The following is a 19,663-nucleotide window of genomic DNA, read 5'->3' as shown; positions in this document are numbered from 1 at the left end:
ATTATGTTAAAATCTTTTCGTTTTATAAAAATTAAGTAAAAATATGGTTGAAAAGAGGTTCAAAATGGAAATTAATAAGGAAGAGAAAGTTACGTCTGTAAGTACAGAAAATATTTACAAACTAAATGGTCGAGTACCTTTAAAAAAGGCTATTCCTTTTGGGTTACAACACGTTCTAGCAATGTTTGTTGCTAATCTGGCACCAGTAATGATCGTTTGTGGAGCGGCCGTTGTAAGAGGAACTGGAGAGCATTTAACTTCAGCAGAGATTACTTCGCTATTACAATGTGCGATGTTTGCAGCCGGGATAGGAACTTGCATGCAATTATATCCAATTTGGAAAATTGGTTCTAAATTACCAATTGTTATGGGTGTTAGCTTTACGTTTTTAGGAAGTTTATTAGTAATTTGTACAAATCCACAACTTGGATATGAAGGTATGATTGGAGCTGTTATTTTAGGTGGTATCTTTGAAGGTTTAGTAGGACTTAGTGCTAAGTACTGGAAACGCTTTTTAACACCGGTAGTATCAGCCTGCGTAGTAATTGCTATTGGGCTTTCATTATTATCTGTTGGTATGGATTCATGGGGTGGTGGAACAAACGCTCAGGATTTTGGAGCCTGGTATCATTTATTTGTAGGGGCTTTTACTTTAATTGTCTGTCTTGTTTCACGTTATTTATTAAAAGGTGTTTATAAAAACTTAAATATTCTAGTTGGATTGATTTTTGGCTATTTATTATCAATTGTTTTTACAGTAGCTGATATTGCACCAATGGTTGATTTTTCAGGGGTTTCCAAAACAATTCAGGAAGTAGGGTATTTTAGTATTCCTAAACTAGTTTTCTTTACAAGCCATCAGCCGGTTTTTGATTTAGGAGCATTTTTTACGATTGCTATTGTCTTTTTAGTATCAGCAGCAGAAACAACAGGGGCAACTACTGCTGTTTGTAAAGGGGCTTTAGATCGTGACATAAAGATGGAAGAATTACAAGGTTCACTTGCTGTTGATGGTTTTTCAAGTGCAATTTCTGGATGCTTTGGATGTTTACCATTAACATCTTTCAGTCAAAATGTTGGTTTGGTTACAATGACTAGAGTAATTAATCGTTTTACAATTTTTGTTGGGACGGTAATTTTAATTCTAGCTTCATTATTCCCACCACTAGGAGCTTTCTTTAATTCGTTACCACAAGCTGTTCTAGGCGGGTGTACAGTAATGATGTTTGGTTCAATTATGTATGAAGGAATTAAGATGCTTAAAGATAACGAATTTGATGATCGTACGATGATCATAGTATCTTTATCTTTTTGTATCGGAGTTGGATTAACTCAAACTTCAGGAAATTTCTTTGCTGCTTTCCCGTCAGTTGTTGGTGATATCTTTAATGGTAATGCTGTAGCAGGGGTATTTGTTGTATCATTGCTTTTAAGCTTATTTTTACCAAAAGAGAAAAAAGAAAAGCAAGAAAATAAAAAAGCTTAAAAATGATATGATCCCACTAAAATAGATAGTATCTATAATAGTGGGATTTTTTGATAAAATAGTTTAAAAATAATAAAATTAATCCCCAATTAGTATGATCTAATTGGGGCATTTTCTAAGCTTTTTTTAATGTTTCAAATTGATTTAATAAACTTTCAAAATAAGCAAAAGCATCTTCATAGATTTGATCATCTAGAGGATCAACACCAGCTGTTTTTAATAAGTCAACTGGAGCTTTGCTGCCACCTGATCTTAAGAAATTTAGATAGTCATCAACTTGCTTTTGATCACCGTTTAAAATTCTTTTAACGATTGCTAGAGCAACAGTCATTCCTAACGTATATTTATAAACGTAATAATCATAGTAGAAATGAGGAACATAATAACAAGACCAGCCTGTTAATTCATCTAATGTAACATCAGGACCGTAATATTCTTGATTTAATTTAGCATATAAATCAGTAATTACTTTTGAAGATAATGGTTCATTATTTTCAGCCATAGTATGAAGTTTATATTCAAAATCAGCGAACATTGGCTGTCTAAAGATTAAACCAACACAGTTTTCTAATTGTTCATAGATAAAATAAGCTTTTTCATCATTGGTTTTGGCATTATTGATCATATAATTGATCAATAAGGTTTCATTTACTGTTGATGCTACTTCAGCAACAAAGATGCGATAATTAGCATTTACAAACTCTTGATTATGGTTTGATAAATAACTATGAGCACTATGACCTAATTCATGAATTAAAGTTGAAAGTGAATTATAATCACCGATAAAATTCATTAAAATAAAAGGATTAGAATCATAGCAGCCACTAGAGTAAGCACCTATTCTTTTACCAGTTGTTGGATAGAAATCAATCCAGCGTTCTTGACGGGCTTTATCAATTATTTCTAAGTATTCTTTACCAAATGGTTTTAAACATTCCTTGATGATCGTAAAGCATTGATCAATAGTATATTTTTTATTGATTGAAGAAACTAAAGGAATATTTAAATCATAATTGTATATTGTATCCATCTGTAAGATTTCTTTTTTTAGACGATTATAACGATGGAATAGATGACGATATTTTACATTAGCACTTTCAAGTACTTTAAAGAATAAATCACTTGGAACATCATCATCAAAAACACTAGCTTCCAATGAATTAGCGAATTTTCTTACATCAGCATAAAAAGCATCTTTTTTCATAACGCCTGAAAGAGTTTGGGCAAAAACGTTTTCAAAGCGGCGATATTCTTTAAAGAAATTTGTATAAGCTTGCTTACGAACTTCAGGATTTTTACTTTTTAAAAATTTATTTAAAGTAGCATTATTTAATGTTTTCTTTTTACCGTTTTCTTCAACATCTTCAAATTCCAATCTTAAAGCATCAAAGACCTGACTTGAAGTATCTGAAATGCTATCAACTTTAGCTAGTAATTCTTCTTGTTCTTTTGGTAATATATGTTGTTTATATGAAAGTAAAGAATGAATCTTATAGCTGTATTTTTGTAACTTTGGATCTTTTATATAGGTTAAGACTTTTTCTTCGTTTTCAATAATTTCATTATCGACAAAAGAAATTTGTACTGAAGAGGCTTCTAAAATACCCATGATACTAGCCATCATGGTTTGATAAGTTTGATTGTTTGGTTCAACATCACAGTTTAAATGAGCAAAACAGTATAATTTATTGATAATGCGTTCGACTTGATCTTTTAAAGTCATAAAATTATAAAAACTATCAATACTATTAGTGATTTTATTTTTGAAGCTAACAAGATCATTTATTAATGATTTAGCTTTTTCTAGATCTTGGTAAAAAGCTTGATCACTAGAGTAGATGGTACTTAAATCCCAGGTATCTTTAATATCGATATCTTTTCGTTCCATTTAATTTTCTCCTTTTTTAATAAAATAAAAACCCTATCATTAGATAGAGTTTACCAGCTTAGCTAGTCTTGATTTTTGTCTTCTTGCATAATTCTTGTGATGAATTCCTTTAGATACAGAAGCATCTAATTTTGATGCAGCAACATTGTATGCAGCAACTGCACCTTCTTTATTTCCAGCTTCAACTTCTGCTAATACTTTTTTGATTGCAGTTTTTAAAGCTGATTTATATGAATGATTTTTTGCTCTTTTTAGATTATCGTTTTTATAACGTTTAATTTGTTGTTTCATATTTGCCATGATCTTTCACCTCGCTTTTTTTCTTGCCCATTCATTATATATAAATAATTGGATAAATGCAACTTTTTTTTGATTTTGAGCGATTAAAATTTAGAGATTAGGCAATATTTAAAACAGGTGATATGATGAGTTTTCAAAATATGCGTAGTGATTTAGCCACAGAATCGTTAGAACAGTTAGAAATAGACAACCATTACCAGCGTGAGGAGTATGTAAATAATGGTGTTCGAATCGAAAAAATTAATATTTTAAAAGAACATCATAGTATTAATCAAGGAATTGGCACTTATATTGAAATAAGTTTTCCTGATTATAAACAACAAGGAGTAATTGTTGAAGAGTTAACTAAAAATTTAAAACCACTGATTGATAAAATTGATTATCCTAAAATTTTAATGGTTGGATTAGGAAATCAGTTTTTAACCAACGATGCCATTGGACCTCGTACTTTAAGAGATTTAAGAATAACTCATTTTTTAGATGATGAAGAAAAATTAAGTAATCGTTTTTATGACATTTTAGGGATCGTACCAGGAGTTATGGTACAAACTGGTATGGAAAGTGCTGCAATCGTAAAAGCGTTAGTAGAAAAAGAAAATATCGATTTAGTAATCGTTGTAGATGCTTTATGTGCCCGTAATTATCATAAATTAGCTCATGTAATCCAAATTAATGATGTTGGGATCAATCCTGGTAGTGGAATTGGTAATTATCGTCAGGCTATTAATGAAAAGACAATTGGCGCTAAAGTAATTGCTATTGGGGTACCAACAGTAATATATGCAAGCAGTCTTGTTAGTGATGTTTTAAATTATACACTGGATTATTTTGGTGATAGTTTAAATCCAGTTAATAAGTTGAAAGTAGGTAAAAGGGATAAATACCAGGGAGATTTATCACCTAAACAAAAGGAGATGATGCTAGGGCAGATTGGTAAGTTAAATGATAGTGAATTGGAATTGTTGTTTAGTGAGGTATTAGATCCAATTGATTGTAATTTTGTCTTAAGTGATAAACAGATTGATGAACAATGTGAGATCATGGCAAAAATAATTAGTAAAAGTATTAATAGTTTAAGGTACTAAATAGTTATATTCGTGCATACAATTAATTGTATGGCGGGTGATGGAAATGAGGCTAAAAAACAGTATCTTGATTGTTGGTAAACTGACATTGATAGCAGGATTAATTGTATATTTACCGACAAAAGTAACTAATTATAATGCTCAAGTAATTAATGCGATTGATTCTACTGATAGTCAAACAGTAGCCCTTAATACTGATAATAGTGATTTTGTGGCAACTAAGGATAAAAAAATTCATATTTATAATACTCATCAAAGCGAAGAATATGATGGTTATGATGTGGTTTTGGGAGCTGGCTATTTAAAAGAGTGTTTAAATGCAATGGGGTATCAATGCGATGTTGAAGCTAATGATTTTGAAAATTATAAGGCGGTTCATAATATTGCTTACAACAAGTCGTATACGGTATCTAAAATGTATTTAGAGGAGAGTTTGAAGCTAACGGGTGGTTATGATCTTGTAATTGATTTTCATCGTGATTCGATTTCTAAAGAGCTATCAACGATAACTCATGAAAATAAGAATTATGCCAAAATAATGTTTGTAGTAGGGAAAAGCAGTGGGAAGTTTGATGCTGTAAATCAATTGTCTCAAAGTTTATCAGATATTGCTAATGGCATGGTTCCTAAAATAAGTCGTGGTGTTTATGTTAAAAGTTCTCATTATAATCAAGGAACAACTGATAATATGGTATTAATTGAAGTAGGGGCTCAAAGTAATACAAAAGAAGAAGTACAAGCAACAGTTGATGTAATTGCAAGAACAATAGGAGAGTATTTAGGATGAAAAATTTTTTGATTGATTTATGTTTGGTGGGAATGTTGATTTTTATGATTAATGGTTTGTTTAATGATTATGGAATTCAAAAAGAAGTTTTTAACCAGAATCTTGAACAGTTTGAAGAGACGATTGAAAATAATCAAATAATCTCTAGTGATTATGGAGCTGTTAGTGATAATGAGGAAAATACATTATCGCTAGTAGTTAAAGAAATTAGTGATGGCTGTATTAAGGTAATTGAGACTTTTGTTTTAATTATTTCTAATATTATCAGTAGTTTGTTTTAAAATAAGTGCCTGCGGGCACTTTTATGTTTAAATAAAAATTAAAACAAGGTATAATTGAGGCAAATAGAAGAAAGTGATGGTGTTTAAATGGAAAAAACAAAAATAGTATTCATGGGAACGGCAAGCTTTTCTAAAGAAGTTTTAGTTAACTTATTAGAAAATAATTATAATATTATCGGTGTTGTAACTCAGCCTGATCGTTATGTTGGTAGAAAGAAAGTATTAACGATGCCTGAAGTTAAAGAAGTAGCTTTAGAGTATAATATTCCTGTTTTTCAACCAGCAAATATTAAAAATGATTATCAGTCAATTATTGATTTACAGCCTGATTTGATCATTACGGCAGCATATGGTCAATTAGTACCAGCAGCTCTTTTAGAGGCGCCAAAACTAGGTTGTATCAATGTTCATGCCTCTTTGTTACCTAAATATCGAGGTGGGGCACCGGTTCATTATGCAATCATTAATGGTGAAACAACAACTGGTGTTACTATTATGTATATGGTTAAAAAGATGGATGCCGGTAATATTATTAGTCAGCAGGAAATTGCTATTGGTGATAAAGAAACAACTGGCCAGTTATATGATCGCTTAAGTGTTGCGGGAGCAAAATTACTTTTAGAAACATTACCAGATATTATTGCAGGTACTAATCAATCAATTGTTCAGGATGAAAGTCTAGTAACTTATGCTCCAACGATTTCAAGGGAAGAAGAGAAACTGGATTTTAACTTAAGTGCAAAACAGGTTTATAATAAAGTTCGAGGATTAAATCCATGGCCAGGAGCTTTTACAACTTATCAAGGTAAAAACGTTAAAATCTGGGCCGGTGATATTCATGATTGTCCAAACGCTAAAAAACATCATGAACATCAAGAAAATGGAACGATCGTAAAGATTTTTAAAGATGCCATTGGTGTTAAAACTGGTGATGGAATATACTTAATTACTGAATTACAAATTGCTGGTAAAAAACGAATGTTAGTTAAAGATTATTTAAATGGAAATAATATATTTGCCGTTGATAGCAAATTTGAATAGAAGCGCTATTGCTTCTATTTTTTACTAAATAAGAAAATATAAATCATTTTATGAAAAAATAATGTCAAATCAAAAAAATTAGGTATAATATTGCCATATCATAATGGAGGGTACAAAATGGGTAAATATTTATTTTTTGATATTGATGGAACTTTGATGGGACCTAGTAAACAGGTTACGCCAAAGACTGCTAATGGAATTAGGCAGGCAAGTGAAAATGGACATAAGTGCTTTTTATGTACGGGACGAGCACCGGTGTCAATTATGAAATCAATTAGAAAAATTGGTTTTGATGGGATTATTTCTTCTGCTGGTGGTTTTGTAAACATTGGTGGGAAATACATATTTGAAAATTTTATTAATCAATATGTTTTATCTGAAGTAATGCTGTTATTTACTAATAAGAAAATTTTATTTAGTTTAGAGACAAAAGATGCTTTGTATCAAACTCCTGGTGTTAAGGATTTTTTTGATAAAAAGAATAGTAAAATTATGGAAAACAACTTAGAATTGGCTCGTTTTTTAGAGGAAAGAAAAAACGAGGAAGTTCGTTTACCAATTAGTGAATTTGATATTTTAAAACATAAAGTTACTAAGGTTTGCTTTATTTCTGAAGATAAAATTGCATTTTATGATTGTGTAAAATATTTAAGTGAATTTTTTAATATTGTTATCTTTTCTAAAGAAAGTGATGATTTTATTAATGGTGAAATTATTTTAAAGAATTGTACTAAAGGTGATGCTATTAAAAAGGCGGTTGATTATTTGGGTGGTAAGATTGAAGACACAATTGCTTTTGGTGATAGTATGAATGATTATGAAATGATAAAAGATGCGGGATATGGTGTTGTTTCTTATTTGGCTCCGGAAAAATTAAAAGCTATTGCTGATGATACTTTTGATGATCCTGATAATGATGGTATTTATAAGAGCATGAAAAAATTAGAGTTGATTTAATATATAATTTGTGGGGAATTATATTGCATATAGGACAGGTTTTAAAGTGGATCAGAAGGACCAGACAGGTTTCTCAAGATGAAATGGCTAAAGCGATCAAAGTTAGTAGAAGTAGTATTTATCGCTTTGAAAATGATGGTGATTTTAGTATTCAAAATTATTTAAATTATTGTAAATATTTGCAGATTGAAGCTTATCTACCGTTATTGATTTGTTGTAATGGAAGCTGTAAAAAGATGTTTAACAGGTTACAAAAAACAAATTTAGATTTTGAAGCTTTTGAAATGCTAGTGGCTAGAATTATGATTGAAGGAACTGTCAAAGAAACAGAAATGATGATAAAAATGTTTGATATAAATTAAAAAAACAGGTTTTGAAATGAAGTCGTTATTTTAGTGTTCAAATAACAACTTCATTTGTACCTGTTTTTTAGTTTATATAGCCTAATTCGTGCATTTTATTAATCAATTGATTAGCTAATAATTGATGATAATAATTATTACCGTTGATATCATCAATTAATAAACTTGAAGGAACACTATTTTTTGCAAGTGCCATTTGATCTTCACTAGTAGCAGTGATCTTAGCATCATTCAATCCATTAGTAAGTAAATAATTTTTAAAATCTAAGTAGTGTTCACCATATGTATTAGCTAATAAATTATTTGTAGCATCACGATTATCTATTGTTAGTGATACGACGATGTATTTATCGGTATTGAAACTATCGATTATTTGTTTCTGGTAATTTACTAAGCTGCCTTGAATGCTTTCTTCATAGGAACCGGTAAAAAGAATTAAAATATTGTCATTAAGAATTTCTGGCTTTGTAATTTCTATTTTAGTTAATGTAGTAATCATTGATGAATCACCAGCTTCTAAACGCTTAAATAATAATTGATTAGAGTTACTGTCATAACTAATAGTTCCAGCGATATTGTTGATAATACATGATTCAATACCGGTTTGACTATTGATAAGAGCATCGATAACTTCACCATTTTCATTTAATAATGTAATACTAACGGCATTAGTATCGCTTGGAATAGTGAAGTTGTTTACATATACGTCTTGATTACCAAGTTTTATAGCTAAGGCTTGAGAATTAATATGATTATCACCGATTATTTCGATATCATTTTTAAGACTTTCTTTTAAATAATCTGGGTAACTAGTAACATCATTAGTGCCAAGAGTTAGACTGTCACCGACACAATAAATCGTTGCTAAATCATTATTTGATGATACTTGTGTGGTTTGATTATTTGTATCGTTATATTTTTTTGCTAGCTGACTAGTCTGGTAACGATCATAAAATATCATTGCTAAAATTAAAATAATGCATATTGGAACAATAATTATAAAAAACTTATTATTATGCTTTTTCATCTTTAGTAATAGTGATAATAACCGTTTTTACTGTTATCTTGTTCGACTTGGGTTAATACTGTTCCAATAATATTGACATTGTTTTTCTTTAATATTTCAATTGATGCCTTAGCATCTTTACGATTTGTAATACTTGATGAGCAAACAAAGATAGTTCCATCAACAACATTACCAATTGGAATGGCATCACTAACTGACATGATTGGTGGACAATCAATAATAATAAAGTCATACAATTCTTTTAAATCATTAATAAAATCTTTAAAAACAGTACTACCGATTAATTCGGTAGGGTTAGGAACCTTAACACCAGAAGTTAAAACTGATAATTTTCCTACAAAAGAATCATCTTCATAAAATTGAAAATATTTAGAACTGATTTTTTTACTTTCATCATATTCCATTAAAGCATTAGTTAAACCACGTGAATTTGATAATTTAAGATAACGATGGATCGTTGATTTTCTTAAATCACAGTCAATCAATAAAACGTTATCATATTTAGTTGCATAAATCATAGCTAAATTAATTGAAGTAGTACTTTTTGATTCACCTGGAATTGATGAGGTCACATTTATCGCTTTTACATTTTGTCCGACCGTTGAATATTCAATTCCGGTTCTAATATGACGATATACTTCTTTAAAATCAATTTTACTATGTTTATTTTCTGGTTGTGTGATTAAAAAAGTTTGTTTTTCTGTGCTGTTTCTTTTATTTTTTAACATTTACTTTCTCCTTTTAAACCATGGTATTTTCGATACTTTACGAATTTTTATTAATTCTACAGGTTGACCGTTGATAATCGCTAAGGGATTATCATACATTAACTTAATAATATCTTCACTATTAAATTTTTTAGTTAAAACATCATATGTCTCTTTTAAATTAGGGCTTCGTAATCCGCTGCTACGATGTACATCATTAGCAATAACATGAACCATTCCTAATTCTAATAATCTAATAGCAAAATCATGGCTAGTACCTTGATTTAAGATGCTTGAACTATTGATTTGAATAATATAGCCACGATCAATCCATTCTTTAATGATATTTTCGTTTAAGTGATGATGAAAATATCTTTCAACATGAGCTATTACCAGCTTATTTTTCAAACTATATTCATAAAGACGTTCATCATAGTCTTCAGGTAATTTTTGAGTTACATTAAATTCTACAAGTAAATAAGGACCATTATTAATAGTCAAATAATGGTTGTTTTCTAGTAGTGTTAAATAATCGCTATTTAACATTACTTCACAACCTTCATATATTTCGATATCTAAACTTTTAGCTAATGTCTTTAATTTACCAATTTGCAGAATAATTTTATTAAATTCTTGGATGGTCGTTGTTCCTGGGGTGATGTGTGGTGTTGCAACAATTTTAGTAATATTTTGAGCTTTAGCAGCTTTTAAGGCCGCTAAGGCTTCATCAAGATCTTGAATGCCATCATCAACATGCCAGGTATAGTGACTATGGATATCAATAAATTCCATTGTTACTGTTCAAAATAAGGAATTGTTCCTAATAATGGTACTCCAAGAATTTGTTCAGCTTGTTCGCCGCTTTTAATTTTTGTATCTAATAAATATGTCAACAAAATGTATGCTAAAGAAATCACGATCCCAATGATGCCACCAATTAAAATATTTTTAGTCATGCTTGGTGAAACTGGGTTAGCGTTTATTTCTGGCTGATCGACAATTGTCAAGTTAGTAACATTAAGTTTTTCTTGAACTAATGTTGTAAATACTGTGATTGTTTCTTCGACGATATTTTTAGATAGTTCTGGATTAGTTGTTATTGCACTAATTTCAATAATTTGTGTTTCAGCAGTATTGGTAACAGTTAAAGCTTTATTAACTTCATCACCAGTAATATTTAGATTACTAGCAACTTGATTTTGGATTGCATTTCCTTGTAATAATTCAATATAGTTATTTACCATCATGTTATTAGCGCTTAATTGTGATGAGTCGATTGAACCATCAACTACTTCTGCTTTTAATAAAATACTTCCTTGAGAAGCATATTTTTTATCAATAAAAAAGGTAGTTAAAGATACAGCAATGACTATCCCGACTAACGCTAGAATTATGATTAATTTGATATTTTTTTTGAATAATTTAAATAATTCTGATAAGTCAATTTCAACTTCATCATTTAATTCTGTTTTTTCCATATTTCCTCCCAACAATATACTTTTATTTTATATATTATTAACATAAATAAAATAACTATTCGCATAGTATTATCCTTTATAAGTTAAAAAAAAGCAATAATTTATTAGGAAAAATCTTAAAAAAATCATATTTAAATAACAAAAAAATTAGAAAATAATTAAAATGGTTATATTAGGTACAATTATTTGTTATTATTGTTTTATATCTAAATGTAATAAATGTTAAATTTTTTGTTATTTATTGTAAAAATAATTTATAAAGTGTATAAAGTATTTGAAATTACTTGACTTTTTAATCATTATTTAAAATAATATATTTTGTATATGATATTGACCAGAAATGTAAATTTATGAAATAAAATTGTGATTTATTTTTTTAGCATTTTAGGGGGAGGAAGAGATATGGGAGAAAAGACCAAATTAAATGCTCGAAGATTTCTGTTAGTAGGTTTAGATATCATTAGTATTTTAATTGCAGCATATGGATCATTGTTTTTAAGATTTAATGGACCGATTGATCCAATGTTTTTATCAAGACTTAATAATATAATCATTTTGCTAGTTTTAATTGATATTTCAATTTTTGTTTGTTTTCGTTTATATCATAGTTTGTGGCAGTTTGCTTCAATTACAGAATTAAAAAATATTATTATTGCCGCATTTACAAATTGCATAATAAATACAGTCGTTTGTGAATTGACTGGGAATGGGCAACCTAAAAGCTGTTATATAATCTTTTTTTTAATGTTAGTATTGATGGTCGGTGGGACTCGCTTTTTATATCGGTTTATAAGAATGTATAAACAACATGTAATAGCCGAAAAAGAAAGACGACCACTAGAAAAAGTTTTAATCGTTGGAGCTGGAGTAGCAGGTGAAAAAGTATTAAGAGAAATCAATAACTCTAATCATATCTATAAAGAAGTTGTCTGCTTTATCGATGATGAACCTAGCAAATGGAAAAGACAGATCCATGGTGTTGATATCTATGGCGGTCGTAACAAGATCATTGAAGCTGTTGAAAAATACGGTGTCAGTGAGATCCTCGTTGCGATGCCTTCAATCAGTAAAAAGGAATTAGCTAATATTTTAAATATCTGTAAGGAAACAAGATGTCAGATCAAAAGACTTCCTGGTATTTATCAGTTTATCAATGATGATATTCATATCAGTGATTTTAAGGATGTTGAAGTTCAGGATTTACTTGGCAGAGAACCGATTAAAGTCAATCTTGATGACATCATGGGTTATGTAACCGGTAAGGTAGTAATGGTTACTGGTGGCGGTGGTTCAATTGGAAGTGAATTATGTCGTCAGATTGCTGCCAATAAACCAGAGACTTTGATAATCGTTGATATCTATGAAAACAATGCCTATGATATTCAGCTGGAATTAAGACGTAAATATCCTGATTTGCATCTGGAAACAATGATAGCATCAGTTAGAAATTCAGTAAAAGTAGATAAGCTGTTTGAAACATATCATCCGGATATTGTTTACCATGCAGCAGCTCATAAGCATGTACCGTTGATGGAAGATAGTCCTAATGAAGCAGTAAAGAACAATGTTTTTGGAACATTGAATGTAGTAAAAGCAGCTGATAAATATAAAACAAAGAGATTCATATTGATATCAACAGATAAAGCAGTAAATCCAACGAACATCATGGGAGCAACGAAACGGTTATGTGAAATGATCGTACAGACATATAATAAAAAATCAAAAACGGAATATGTAGCAGTAAGATTTGGAAATGTCTTAGGATCAAATGGATCAGTAATTCCGTTATTTAAAAAACAGATCAAAGAAGGAGGACCGGTAACGGTAACGCATCCAGATATCATCAGATACTTTATGACGATACCTGAAGCAGTAAGTTTAGTGCTGCAGGCAGGAGCGTATGCCAAAGGTGGCGAGATCTTTGTATTAGACATGGGAGAACCAGTCAAGATAGCAGATATGGCAAGGAACCTGATCAAGCTATCAGGATATGAACCAGATGTAGATATTGATATAGTTTATACCGGATTAAGACCGGGAGAAAAGCTGTATGAAGAGCTATTGATGGAAGAAGAGGGATTACAGGATACCCCAAATCATATGATCCATATTGGAAAACCAATTGAATTGGATGAAGAGAGTTTTTTTGAAGATTTAAAAGAGTTAAAAGAAGAGGCCTATGAAGAAGTAGACGATATTCGCATATTAGTTAAAAAAATGGTTCCAACTTATCACTATAATGTTAAAACTAATAAAACACCAATAGTTAAAGAAGTTGAAAGGCCTAAAGAAACAGTAGAAGTATAAAACATAATTATTAAAGGTAATTGTCGCAAAGTCGCATTATTAAAGATAATTTGTAATAATGAAGCGTTAGTCGGCATGTATTTGCTGACTAATTGCGCATACCCAAATGGAGGAATGAGTATGTGTGAAAACTGGTATGTAATTCAGGTACGAAGTGGAAAAGAAGACGAGATAAAAAATACTTGCGAAAGATCGATTCCAAAGGATATTTTGCAAGAATGTTTTATTCCTCGTAGTGTTCGTTTACGCAAAAAACAGGGAACCTGGAGGGAAATAGAAGAGATATTGTTTAAGGGTTACGTTTTTATGATTACAGATCATATTGAAGAATTGTTCAATAAGTTAAAACTGGTACCCGATCTTACTAAAGTGTTGGGAAATGATGGCGAGTTTATTTGTCCAATTTTAAAAGAAGAAGCTAGGTTTTTAATGAAATTTGGTAAAGAAAATCACTTAGTAGAAATGTCTCAGGGCTATATTGTTGGTGATAAAGTTAATATAATTAGTGGTCCTTTAGTTGGATATGAAGGAAAGATAAAAAAGATTGATCGTCATAAGCGAATTGCTTATATTGAAGTTAGTTTATTCGATCAAGTGGTGGTAGTTCAAGTAGGTTTAGAAATAATTAGTAAAAGTTAGAAGACAGTTGAAAACAACTGTCTTTTTAGTGATAAAAAAAGCGGTTAAACCGCTTTAATTACTCACCTTCAAATATTTCTAAAATATCTGTAAGATTAAATCCTTTTTTCTTTTTGCGTTTATTGTCAGAAGAATCTTTGTGTGAATCATAATGATCAGAATCAGATTTTGATTTTTTATAACTACCTGAACGTTCAATAATTTTTTCTAATTCACCACGATCTAACCAAATACCACGACACTCGGGACAATAGTCAATTTCAACACCATGTTTTTCTGACATTAATAAAGTAACATCTTTACATACAGGACACTTCATATTCTTGGCCTCCTTTGAAACATTATATCATATTATCAAGCTGTATTACAATATCGATATTAATTGGTCTTTTGGGAAATTATGTTATAATACGCTTTGAAAGAAGGAACATTATGAAGTATCAAATTAAAGGTGATTATCTTATTATTGAAATTAATGATGATTTTGCAGGAATGTCGATTGAACAATTTTTCAATTATTTTCATTTATCAAGAAAAACGATTCATTTATTAAAACAAAATAAACAATATGCTTTAAATAACAATTTTGTAACTAGTAATACTCTTTTAAAACAAGGTGATTCATTAAAGGTTTTAGCATTTGATCAGGGAATCGACTATCAGTTTCAATCATATCCTTTAACGGTTGTTTATGAAGATGATTTTATTTTAATCGTCAATAAACCAATAAATACTGCTATTTATCCAGAAGATAAAAATGGTTTAAATACGCTTTGTAATTACGTCGCTAATTATTATCTAGAAACTAATCAATATATTCCAGTTAGACATATTCATCGTTTAGATAAAGATACTACTGGTTTGGTTATGTTTTGTAAATGTGCCTTTTTACAACCTAAGTTAGATATAATGATGGCAAATAAAGAAATTAAACGAACTTATTTAGCAATTGTTGATGGCATAGTAAAAAAGGATCTAATAATTAATAAACCAATTAGTCGAGATCGTCATCAAAATAGAATGCGTACTAGTAATAATGGTAAAAAAGCGGTGACTAAAGTTCATGTTTTAAAAAGAAGTTTTCCAAGTAATTATACGGTTGTAAAATGTGATTTACAAACCGGTCGTAAACACCAGATTAGAGTTCATTTAAGTTCTATTAATTATCCACTTTTAAGTGATCCTTTATATGGAACTAACAGTAAATTGATTAATAGAGTAGCGTTGCATGGCTATAAATTAGAATTTAATCATCCTTTTTTTAATCAGAAAATAACTGTTTTTGCAGATATACCTGATGATATGAAATTTATTGGAAAAATCGATTTACAATAATATAACTAATTAATTCTTTACATTCTTTTTACTTATTTCTACTAGTTTCTATTACTAATATCAGTAATATTTAGTTAGGGTATAAAAGAAGGGTGATAAAAATGGATAGTAAAGCAATTAATCGGTTTTCGTTAGTTAAATTTTTTCAGTATTTTATTATTCCACAATTATTAATTGTTTTGATGTTAACGGTTGTGATATTTTTAATAGAAAAAGACAATCCAATCATTTATTTATTGTTTGTTGGGATCGTTTTTCTAGTTGTTTGTTTATGGCAAATAGTAATTATGCAGCCAACTTTTATTGATATTGAATCTGACAAGATGATCTATCGTCATAAAAATAATTTGATCAAGATCGTAGGCCAAAAATTAGGAATCTTTAATCGTGATGAACATAATTATAGTGATTATCAATTTAATAAAATTACAGATATTAGTTTTAGATTTAATTATTTGGTTATAAAAGGACAAATTGTAAAAAGAAGCTATACAGTTTATATGGATGATGATGAAGAGGTTGTTGAAAAACTATATCAGGAAATTAAGATTCCTCGTGTTTATTGTCATTTAGAACAACTGGCTGATAGTAATTTTTTATTGTCGCTTAATGCAGGATTATAAATCCTGTTTTTTTGTGAAACAACCTATAATTATTATAGGCTGTTTAAAATAAATATTTAAATGTTTTAATTGCTTTTGATAAAAAAGTAGCTTTGCTTACATCATTGCCACTATATAATTCATAATTAGCAATTGTTTTACCGTTAACGATAACTTCAAGATTACCCACCGGATCACCTTGCTTTACTGGTAATAAATCTTTTTGATAAGTTATTTTTGTTGTTGCTTTTTCATTGCTGTTTTTAGCCTTGGTATAAACAATATCCTGTTTACATTTTACATCAATACTAAGATTATCCATTTTATCAACTAGATGCTGTTCAATAACACTATCTTTTTTAAATAAAGTAATCTGTTGATAGTTATTAAAACCATAATCTAATAAATTACACATTTCTTCGTTTCGAGTTTTTGGTGCACTTTCATTCATTAACACCCCAATAATTCTCTGATCATCTCTTTTAGCAGTAGTTACTAAACAATAACCAGCTTCTTTAGTATATCCCGTTTTTAAACCATCAACACCATCATATAGTTTTAGTAGCTTATTAGTATTAACAAGCCAAAAGCTTTGTTTGGTGTCTTCACGAATATAACTGTCATATAGCGAAGTTACATTTAATAAATCTTCACCACCGATTTTAATTAAATAGGCTGCCATAATAGCTAAATCATATGCACATGTATAATGATCTGGGTCGTGAAGACCGGTAGCATTTTTAAAATGAGTATTTTTTAAGTTTAATTCTTTAGCTTTTTCATTCATCATAGTAACGAATTTTTCAATGCTTCCGGCAATATATTCCCCAACAGCAACGCTGGCATCATTAGCACTGGCAATAGCAATTGATTTAAACATATCTTGAAGGCTCATTTTTTCGCCTACTTCTAAATAAACTTGAGAGCCACCCATGCTGGCAGCATATTTAGAGGTTGTTATTTCATCATCAAAAGAGATTTTTTGATCATTTATAGCTTCAAACATTAAAATCATAGTCATAATTTTAGTTGTTGATGCCGGATACAGTTTTTCTTGAGCGTTTTTTTGATATAAGATTTGTTTAGAATTTGCTTCTATCAAGATAGCACTTTTAGCATTAGGAGTTATATCATCATCAACAGCATTGACTTTCTGGATTGGTAAGATACAAAAGATTAATAAAATAATTAAGATTTTTTTCATCAATTTTATCGCCTCAGTAAATAATATGTCCAAGTTTGATAAAAATACATCATTTAGTTATAAGACTTTTTTTGTTTACTTTCTTCTACTTTTGTCGAAAGCATTTAATCATGTTTTTAAAAGATGTAAGATAGGTTCGAGGAGATGAGATAATGGAAAATAAGATAGAATATAAGATTATCGATGATAAAATTGTAGTATATTTTTATGGTGAACTTAGCTGTAGTTACATAACTAAATATCGCAGCTTATTAAATAGTATTTTAGATAAAGTAAATGGTCCGGTCTATTTTGATTTTGGTAATACTAGCTTTATTGATAGTTCGGGGATCGGCTTGGTTTTAGGACGTTATAATCAATTAAAGTTAGATGATCGTAAATTATACTTAGCTAATTTATCTAAAACGGCGTATAAAGTGTTTGAATTATCAGGAATGTTTGAATTAATGGAATATGTTGAGGAGGTAAAGGGGTAATGAATCAAATGGAATTAAGTTTTAGTGCTAAAATAGAAAATGAACCATTTGCAAGAACAAGTGTAGCTTCATTTATTACAGCATTAAATCCAACGATTGACGAACTGGTTGAAATAAAAACAATCATTAGCGAAGGGGTAAGTAATGCTATTATTCATGGTTATCAAAATAACGCTAAGTGTAATGTTGTTATTAAGGTCACAATCGAAAATAACCGCCAAATCAAAATCATTATTCAAGATTATGGTAAGGGGATCGAAGATATCGATCAAGCTAGAAAACCAATGTATTCTTCATTAAAAGAACTTGAGCATGCAGGTATGGGGTTAACAATTATTGAAGCTCTTTGTGATGATTTAGAAATTCATTCAACTGTTGATTTAGGAACTAAACTAACAATTAAAAAGAATTTGAAAGATAATAATTTCAATGACTAATAATACAATTGAACTAATTAAACAGGCTCATGGCGGGGATGAACAAGCTAAAGAATTAGTTGTTTCTCAAAATTTAGGATTAGTCTGGTCAATTGTCCATCGATTTAAAAATAACTATTATGATAAAGAAGATTTATTTCAAATTGGCTGTATCGGTTTAATGAAAGCAATTAATAATTTTGATACTAGTTATGGAGTGCAATTTTCAACCTATGCAGTACCAATTATTATGGGTGAAATTAAACGATATTTTCGTGACGATGGGACTATTAAAGTAAGTCGTTCTTTAAAAGAACTGAATTTGAAAATAAACAAGGCTCGTGAACAGCTTACTAATCAAACTGGTCATGATCCAACGATTGAACAATTAGCTAACTATTTACAAGTTGATCAACAGGATATTGTTGAGGCAATTGATTCATCGTATTATCCAACTTCATTAAGTGAACCGATTTATGAAAAAGACGGTTCTTCGATTTCAATGGAAGAAAGAATTGAAAACAAAAATAATAAAATGTGGTTTGAAAAAATTGCATTAGAGATGGAAATTGATAAGCTTGATGAAAAAGAAAAACTTATTTTATATATGCGCTATCATCTTGATTTTAATCAAGAACGGGTAGCTAGAAGGTTGAATATTTCGCAAGTTCAAGTATCGCGTTTGGAAAAGAAAATTATTGCAAAGCTTCGTAGTCACTTGAATGAATAGTAAAAAATGATATAATGTCCTCAGGTGATAATATGGAAGAAACAGTGAAGAGTAAAAAGAGAGTCTTATTAGAATATTTAAGGGTTATTGTTATTACTTTAATCGTTACTTATGGGGTTTTATATTTTGTTCAGATTTCTAGAGTGTATGGAACATCAATGGTACCAACTTTTCACGAAGGTAATATTGTTTTAGTTGATAAGGTTTTTTATAAACGTGGTGAACCTGAGCGTAATGATATTGTAGTTGTTGATTACCGTGATGCTAATCAAAATGAAACTTTTATTATTAAAAGGGTCGTTGCTGTTGGTGGTGATCATCTAGAAATCAAAGATAATCAGGTATATTTAAATGGTGAGTTATTACAAGAGGATTATATTAATGGAACGATGACCAATAATGAAGATATGTCAATTGATATTCCTGAAGGCAAGGTTTTTGTAATGGGAGATAATCGAAATAATAGTCTTGATTCGAGAAGATTAGGTTATTTTGATTTTGAAGATGATGTTATTGGTAAGGTTTTCTTTACGGTTCCTTTCTTTTAAATTAATA

23 protein-coding genes are annotated in these 19,663 nt (G+C 29.7%); 15 read left to right on the top strand and 8 right to left on the bottom strand.

Features of this window, described 5'->3' with window-relative positions; all coding sequences use genetic code 11:
- The first annotated feature begins 64 nt into the window (after positions 1-64).
- Complete coding sequence (locus tag ABGT36_RS10435; protein ID WP_346677861.1) at positions 65-1,486, top strand: solute carrier family 23 protein; 1,422 nt, start codon at positions 65-67, stop codon at positions 1,484-1,486.
- A 115-nt stretch (positions 1,487-1,601) separates the two neighbouring features.
- On the opposite strand, the gene pepF is transcribed toward ABGT36_RS10435, so the two are convergent.
- Positions 1,602-3,374, bottom strand: coding sequence for an oligoendopeptidase F (gene pepF, locus ABGT36_RS10430; RefSeq protein WP_346677859.1), 1,773 nt, complete (start codon positions 3,372-3,374; stop codon positions 1,602-1,604).
- 39 nt (positions 3,375-3,413) lie between these two features.
- Positions 3,414-3,674 (bottom strand): 30S ribosomal protein S20, encoded by a 261-nt coding sequence (gene rpsT / locus ABGT36_RS10425; protein ID WP_087301868.1) that lies wholly within the window; start codon positions 3,672-3,674, stop codon positions 3,414-3,416.
- Between the two features lie 125 nt (positions 3,675-3,799).
- Between rpsT and gpr the strand changes: the two genes are divergently transcribed.
- The 6 genes from gpr (at position 3,800) to ABGT36_RS10395 (ending at position 8,187) form a co-directional block, all read left to right on the top strand.
- On the top strand, positions 3,800-4,759 hold the full coding sequence (gene gpr / locus ABGT36_RS10420; protein WP_087301866.1) for a GPR endopeptidase: 960 nt from the start codon (positions 3,800-3,802) through the stop codon (positions 4,757-4,759).
- Positions 4,760-4,805: 46 nt separating this feature from the next.
- Positions 4,806-5,546, top strand: a complete 741-nt coding sequence (locus ABGT36_RS10415; protein WP_087301864.1) for a stage II sporulation protein P — start codon at positions 4,806-4,808, stop codon at positions 5,544-5,546.
- Positions 5,543-5,827 (top strand): hypothetical protein, encoded by a 285-nt coding sequence (locus tag ABGT36_RS10410; protein ID WP_087301861.1) that lies wholly within the window; start codon positions 5,543-5,545, stop codon positions 5,825-5,827. The genes ABGT36_RS10415 and ABGT36_RS10410 overlap by 4 nt, the downstream gene beginning before the upstream one ends.
- Before the next feature lie 87 nt (positions 5,828-5,914).
- Positions 5,915-6,868, top strand: a complete 954-nt coding sequence (gene fmt / locus ABGT36_RS10405) for a methionyl-tRNA formyltransferase (protein ID WP_346677856.1) — start codon at positions 5,915-5,917, stop codon at positions 6,866-6,868.
- 117 nt (positions 6,869-6,985) lie between these two features.
- Positions 6,986-7,825 carry an HAD family hydrolase gene (locus ABGT36_RS10400; RefSeq protein ID WP_346677854.1) on the top strand — a complete coding sequence of 280 codons (840 nt, stop codon included), beginning with the start codon at positions 6,986-6,988 and terminating at the stop codon, positions 7,823-7,825.
- A gap of 23 nt (positions 7,826-7,848) precedes the next feature.
- Positions 7,849-8,187, top strand: coding sequence for a helix-turn-helix domain-containing protein (locus tag ABGT36_RS10395; protein WP_087370762.1), 339 nt, complete (start codon positions 7,849-7,851; stop codon positions 8,185-8,187).
- A 67-nt stretch (positions 8,188-8,254) separates the two neighbouring features.
- Here the strand turns inward: ABGT36_RS10395 and ABGT36_RS10390 are convergent, their stop codons facing one another.
- From ABGT36_RS10390 to ABGT36_RS10375, 4 genes are read right to left on the bottom strand one after another with little or no spacing between them, the layout of a single operon-like run.
- Positions 8,255-9,214: a hypothetical protein gene (locus tag ABGT36_RS10390; protein WP_300079781.1), complete on the bottom strand. Its 960-nt coding sequence runs from the start codon at positions 9,212-9,214 to the stop codon at positions 8,255-8,257.
- A 2-nt stretch (positions 9,215-9,216) separates the two neighbouring features.
- Positions 9,217-9,942: a CpsD/CapB family tyrosine-protein kinase gene (locus ABGT36_RS10385; protein ID WP_346677852.1), complete on the bottom strand. Its 726-nt coding sequence runs from the start codon at positions 9,940-9,942 to the stop codon at positions 9,217-9,219.
- Positions 9,943-10,713: a CpsB/CapC family capsule biosynthesis tyrosine phosphatase gene (locus tag ABGT36_RS10380; RefSeq protein WP_346677851.1), complete on the bottom strand. Its 771-nt coding sequence runs from the start codon at positions 10,711-10,713 to the stop codon at positions 9,943-9,945.
- Between the two features lie 2 nt (positions 10,714-10,715).
- Positions 10,716-11,399 (bottom strand): Wzz/FepE/Etk N-terminal domain-containing protein, encoded by a 684-nt coding sequence (locus ABGT36_RS10375; protein WP_346677850.1) that lies wholly within the window; start codon positions 11,397-11,399, stop codon positions 10,716-10,718.
- 402 nt (positions 11,400-11,801) lie between these two features.
- On the opposite strand from ABGT36_RS10375, the gene ABGT36_RS10370 reads away from it, so the two are divergent.
- Together ABGT36_RS10370 and loaP are read left to right on the top strand one after the other, a co-directional pair.
- Positions 11,802-13,706 carry a nucleoside-diphosphate sugar epimerase/dehydratase gene (locus ABGT36_RS10370; RefSeq protein ID WP_087370773.1) on the top strand — a complete coding sequence of 635 codons (1,905 nt, stop codon included), beginning with the start codon at positions 11,802-11,804 and terminating at the stop codon, positions 13,704-13,706.
- Between the two features lie 120 nt (positions 13,707-13,826).
- Positions 13,827-14,345 carry an antiterminator LoaP gene (gene loaP / locus ABGT36_RS10365; RefSeq protein ID WP_087299353.1) on the top strand — a complete coding sequence of 173 codons (519 nt, stop codon included), beginning with the start codon at positions 13,827-13,829 and terminating at the stop codon, positions 14,343-14,345.
- Positions 14,346-14,403: 58 nt separating this feature from the next.
- On the opposite strand, the gene ABGT36_RS10360 is transcribed toward loaP, so the two are convergent.
- Entirely contained in the window at positions 14,404-14,664 is a 261-nt protein-coding gene (locus tag ABGT36_RS10360; RefSeq protein ID WP_087299355.1) for a zf-TFIIB domain-containing protein, read from the bottom strand.
- A 113-nt stretch (positions 14,665-14,777) separates the two neighbouring features.
- Here ABGT36_RS10360 and ABGT36_RS10355 point away from each other — a divergent pair, with 113 nt between their 5' ends.
- Positions 14,778-15,680 (top strand): RluA family pseudouridine synthase, encoded by a 903-nt coding sequence (locus tag ABGT36_RS10355; RefSeq protein WP_346677848.1) that lies wholly within the window; start codon positions 14,778-14,780, stop codon positions 15,678-15,680.
- Positions 15,681-15,781: 101 nt separating this feature from the next.
- Positions 15,782-16,303, top strand: a complete 522-nt coding sequence (locus tag ABGT36_RS10350; protein ID WP_087299359.1) for a hypothetical protein — start codon at positions 15,782-15,784, stop codon at positions 16,301-16,303.
- A 43-nt stretch (positions 16,304-16,346) separates the two neighbouring features.
- On the opposite strand, the gene ABGT36_RS10345 is transcribed toward ABGT36_RS10350, so the two are convergent.
- Entirely contained in the window at positions 16,347-17,486 is a 1,140-nt protein-coding gene (locus ABGT36_RS10345; protein WP_087299361.1) for a D-alanyl-D-alanine carboxypeptidase family protein, read from the bottom strand.
- Positions 17,487-17,638: 152 nt separating this feature from the next.
- Between ABGT36_RS10345 and ABGT36_RS10340 the strand changes: the two genes are divergently transcribed.
- From ABGT36_RS10340 to lepB, 4 genes are read left to right on the top strand one after another with little or no spacing between them, the layout of a single operon-like run.
- Entirely contained in the window at positions 17,639-17,962 is a 324-nt protein-coding gene (locus ABGT36_RS10340; RefSeq protein WP_087299363.1) for an STAS domain-containing protein, read from the top strand.
- Entirely contained in the window at positions 17,962-18,399 is a 438-nt protein-coding gene (spoIIAB, locus tag ABGT36_RS10335; protein WP_087299365.1) for an anti-sigma F factor, read from the top strand. The genes ABGT36_RS10340 and spoIIAB overlap by 1 nt, the downstream gene beginning before the upstream one ends.
- The gene (locus tag ABGT36_RS10330) at positions 18,392-19,108 is read left to right on the top strand and encodes a SigB/SigF/SigG family RNA polymerase sigma factor (RefSeq protein ID WP_087299367.1); all 717 of its coding nucleotides are present in this window, start codon (positions 18,392-18,394) and stop codon (positions 19,106-19,108) included. The genes spoIIAB and ABGT36_RS10330 overlap by 8 nt, the downstream gene beginning before the upstream one ends.
- A 32-nt stretch (positions 19,109-19,140) precedes the next feature.
- Entirely contained in the window at positions 19,141-19,656 is a 516-nt protein-coding gene (lepB, locus tag ABGT36_RS10325; RefSeq protein ID WP_087299369.1) for a signal peptidase I, read from the top strand.
- The last annotated feature ends 7 nt before the right edge of the window (positions 19,657-19,663 follow it).

The sequence above is a fragment of the Erysipelatoclostridium sp. An173 genome (assembly GCF_963931465.1).
GTDB lineage: Bacteria > Bacillota_I > Bacilli_A > Erysipelotrichales > Coprobacillaceae > Thomasclavelia > Thomasclavelia merdavium.
This window is presented reverse-complemented; position numbering and strand designations above follow the sequence as displayed.

What these genes read in the sequence shown, in the direction of transcription:
- rpsT (WP_087301868.1), bottom strand. Translation starts at nt 3,674, where the DNA reads ATGGCAAATATGAAACAACAAATTAAACGTTATAAAAACGATAATCTA.
- loaP (WP_087299353.1), top strand. Translation starts at nt 13,827, where the DNA reads ATGTGTGAAAACTGGTATGTAATTCAGGTACGAAGTGGAAAAGAAGAC.
- ABGT36_RS10340 (WP_087299363.1), top strand. Translation starts at nt 17,639, where the DNA reads ATGGAAAATAAGATAGAATATAAGATTATCGATGATAAAATTGTAGTA.
- ABGT36_RS10380 (WP_346677851.1), bottom strand. Translation starts at nt 10,713, where the DNA reads ATGGAATTTATTGATATCCATAGTCACTATACCTGGCATGTTGATGAT.
- gpr (WP_087301866.1), top strand. Translation starts at nt 3,800, where the DNA reads ATGAGTTTTCAAAATATGCGTAGTGATTTAGCCACAGAATCGTTAGAA.
- ABGT36_RS10410 (WP_087301861.1), top strand. Translation starts at nt 5,543, where the DNA reads ATGAAAAATTTTTTGATTGATTTATGTTTGGTGGGAATGTTGATTTTT.
- ABGT36_RS10435 (WP_346677861.1), top strand. Translation starts at nt 65, where the DNA reads ATGGAAATTAATAAGGAAGAGAAAGTTACGTCTGTAAGTACAGAAAAT.
- ABGT36_RS10375 (WP_346677850.1), bottom strand. Translation starts at nt 11,399, where the DNA reads ATGGAAAAAACAGAATTAAATGATGAAGTTGAAATTGACTTATCAGAA.
- pepF (WP_346677859.1), bottom strand. Translation starts at nt 3,374, where the DNA reads ATGGAACGAAAAGATATCGATATTAAAGATACCTGGGATTTAAGTACC.
- ABGT36_RS10350 (WP_087299359.1), top strand. Translation starts at nt 15,782, where the DNA reads ATGGATAGTAAAGCAATTAATCGGTTTTCGTTAGTTAAATTTTTTCAG.
- ABGT36_RS10355 (WP_346677848.1), top strand. Translation starts at nt 14,778, where the DNA reads ATGAAGTATCAAATTAAAGGTGATTATCTTATTATTGAAATTAATGAT.
- ABGT36_RS10360 (WP_087299355.1), bottom strand. Translation starts at nt 14,664, where the DNA reads ATGAAGTGTCCTGTATGTAAAGATGTTACTTTATTAATGTCAGAAAAA.
- ABGT36_RS10345 (WP_087299361.1), bottom strand. Translation starts at nt 17,486, where the DNA reads ATGAAAAAAATCTTAATTATTTTATTAATCTTTTGTATCTTACCAATC.
- spoIIAB (WP_087299365.1), top strand. Translation starts at nt 17,962, where the DNA reads ATGAATCAAATGGAATTAAGTTTTAGTGCTAAAATAGAAAATGAACCA.
- ABGT36_RS10370 (WP_087370773.1), top strand. Translation starts at nt 11,802, where the DNA reads ATGGGAGAAAAGACCAAATTAAATGCTCGAAGATTTCTGTTAGTAGGT.
- lepB (WP_087299369.1), top strand. Translation starts at nt 19,141, where the DNA reads ATGGAAGAAACAGTGAAGAGTAAAAAGAGAGTCTTATTAGAATATTTA.
- ABGT36_RS10390 (WP_300079781.1), bottom strand. Translation starts at nt 9,214, where the DNA reads ATGAAAAAGCATAATAATAAGTTTTTTATAATTATTGTTCCAATATGC.
- ABGT36_RS10330 (WP_087299367.1), top strand. Translation starts at nt 18,392, where the DNA reads ATGACTAATAATACAATTGAACTAATTAAACAGGCTCATGGCGGGGAT.
- ABGT36_RS10385 (WP_346677852.1), bottom strand. Translation starts at nt 9,942, where the DNA reads ATGTTAAAAAATAAAAGAAACAGCACAGAAAAACAAACTTTTTTAATC.
- ABGT36_RS10415 (WP_087301864.1), top strand. Translation starts at nt 4,806, where the DNA reads ATGAGGCTAAAAAACAGTATCTTGATTGTTGGTAAACTGACATTGATA.
- fmt (WP_346677856.1), top strand. Translation starts at nt 5,915, where the DNA reads ATGGAAAAAACAAAAATAGTATTCATGGGAACGGCAAGCTTTTCTAAA.
- ABGT36_RS10400 (WP_346677854.1), top strand. Translation starts at nt 6,986, where the DNA reads ATGGGTAAATATTTATTTTTTGATATTGATGGAACTTTGATGGGACCT.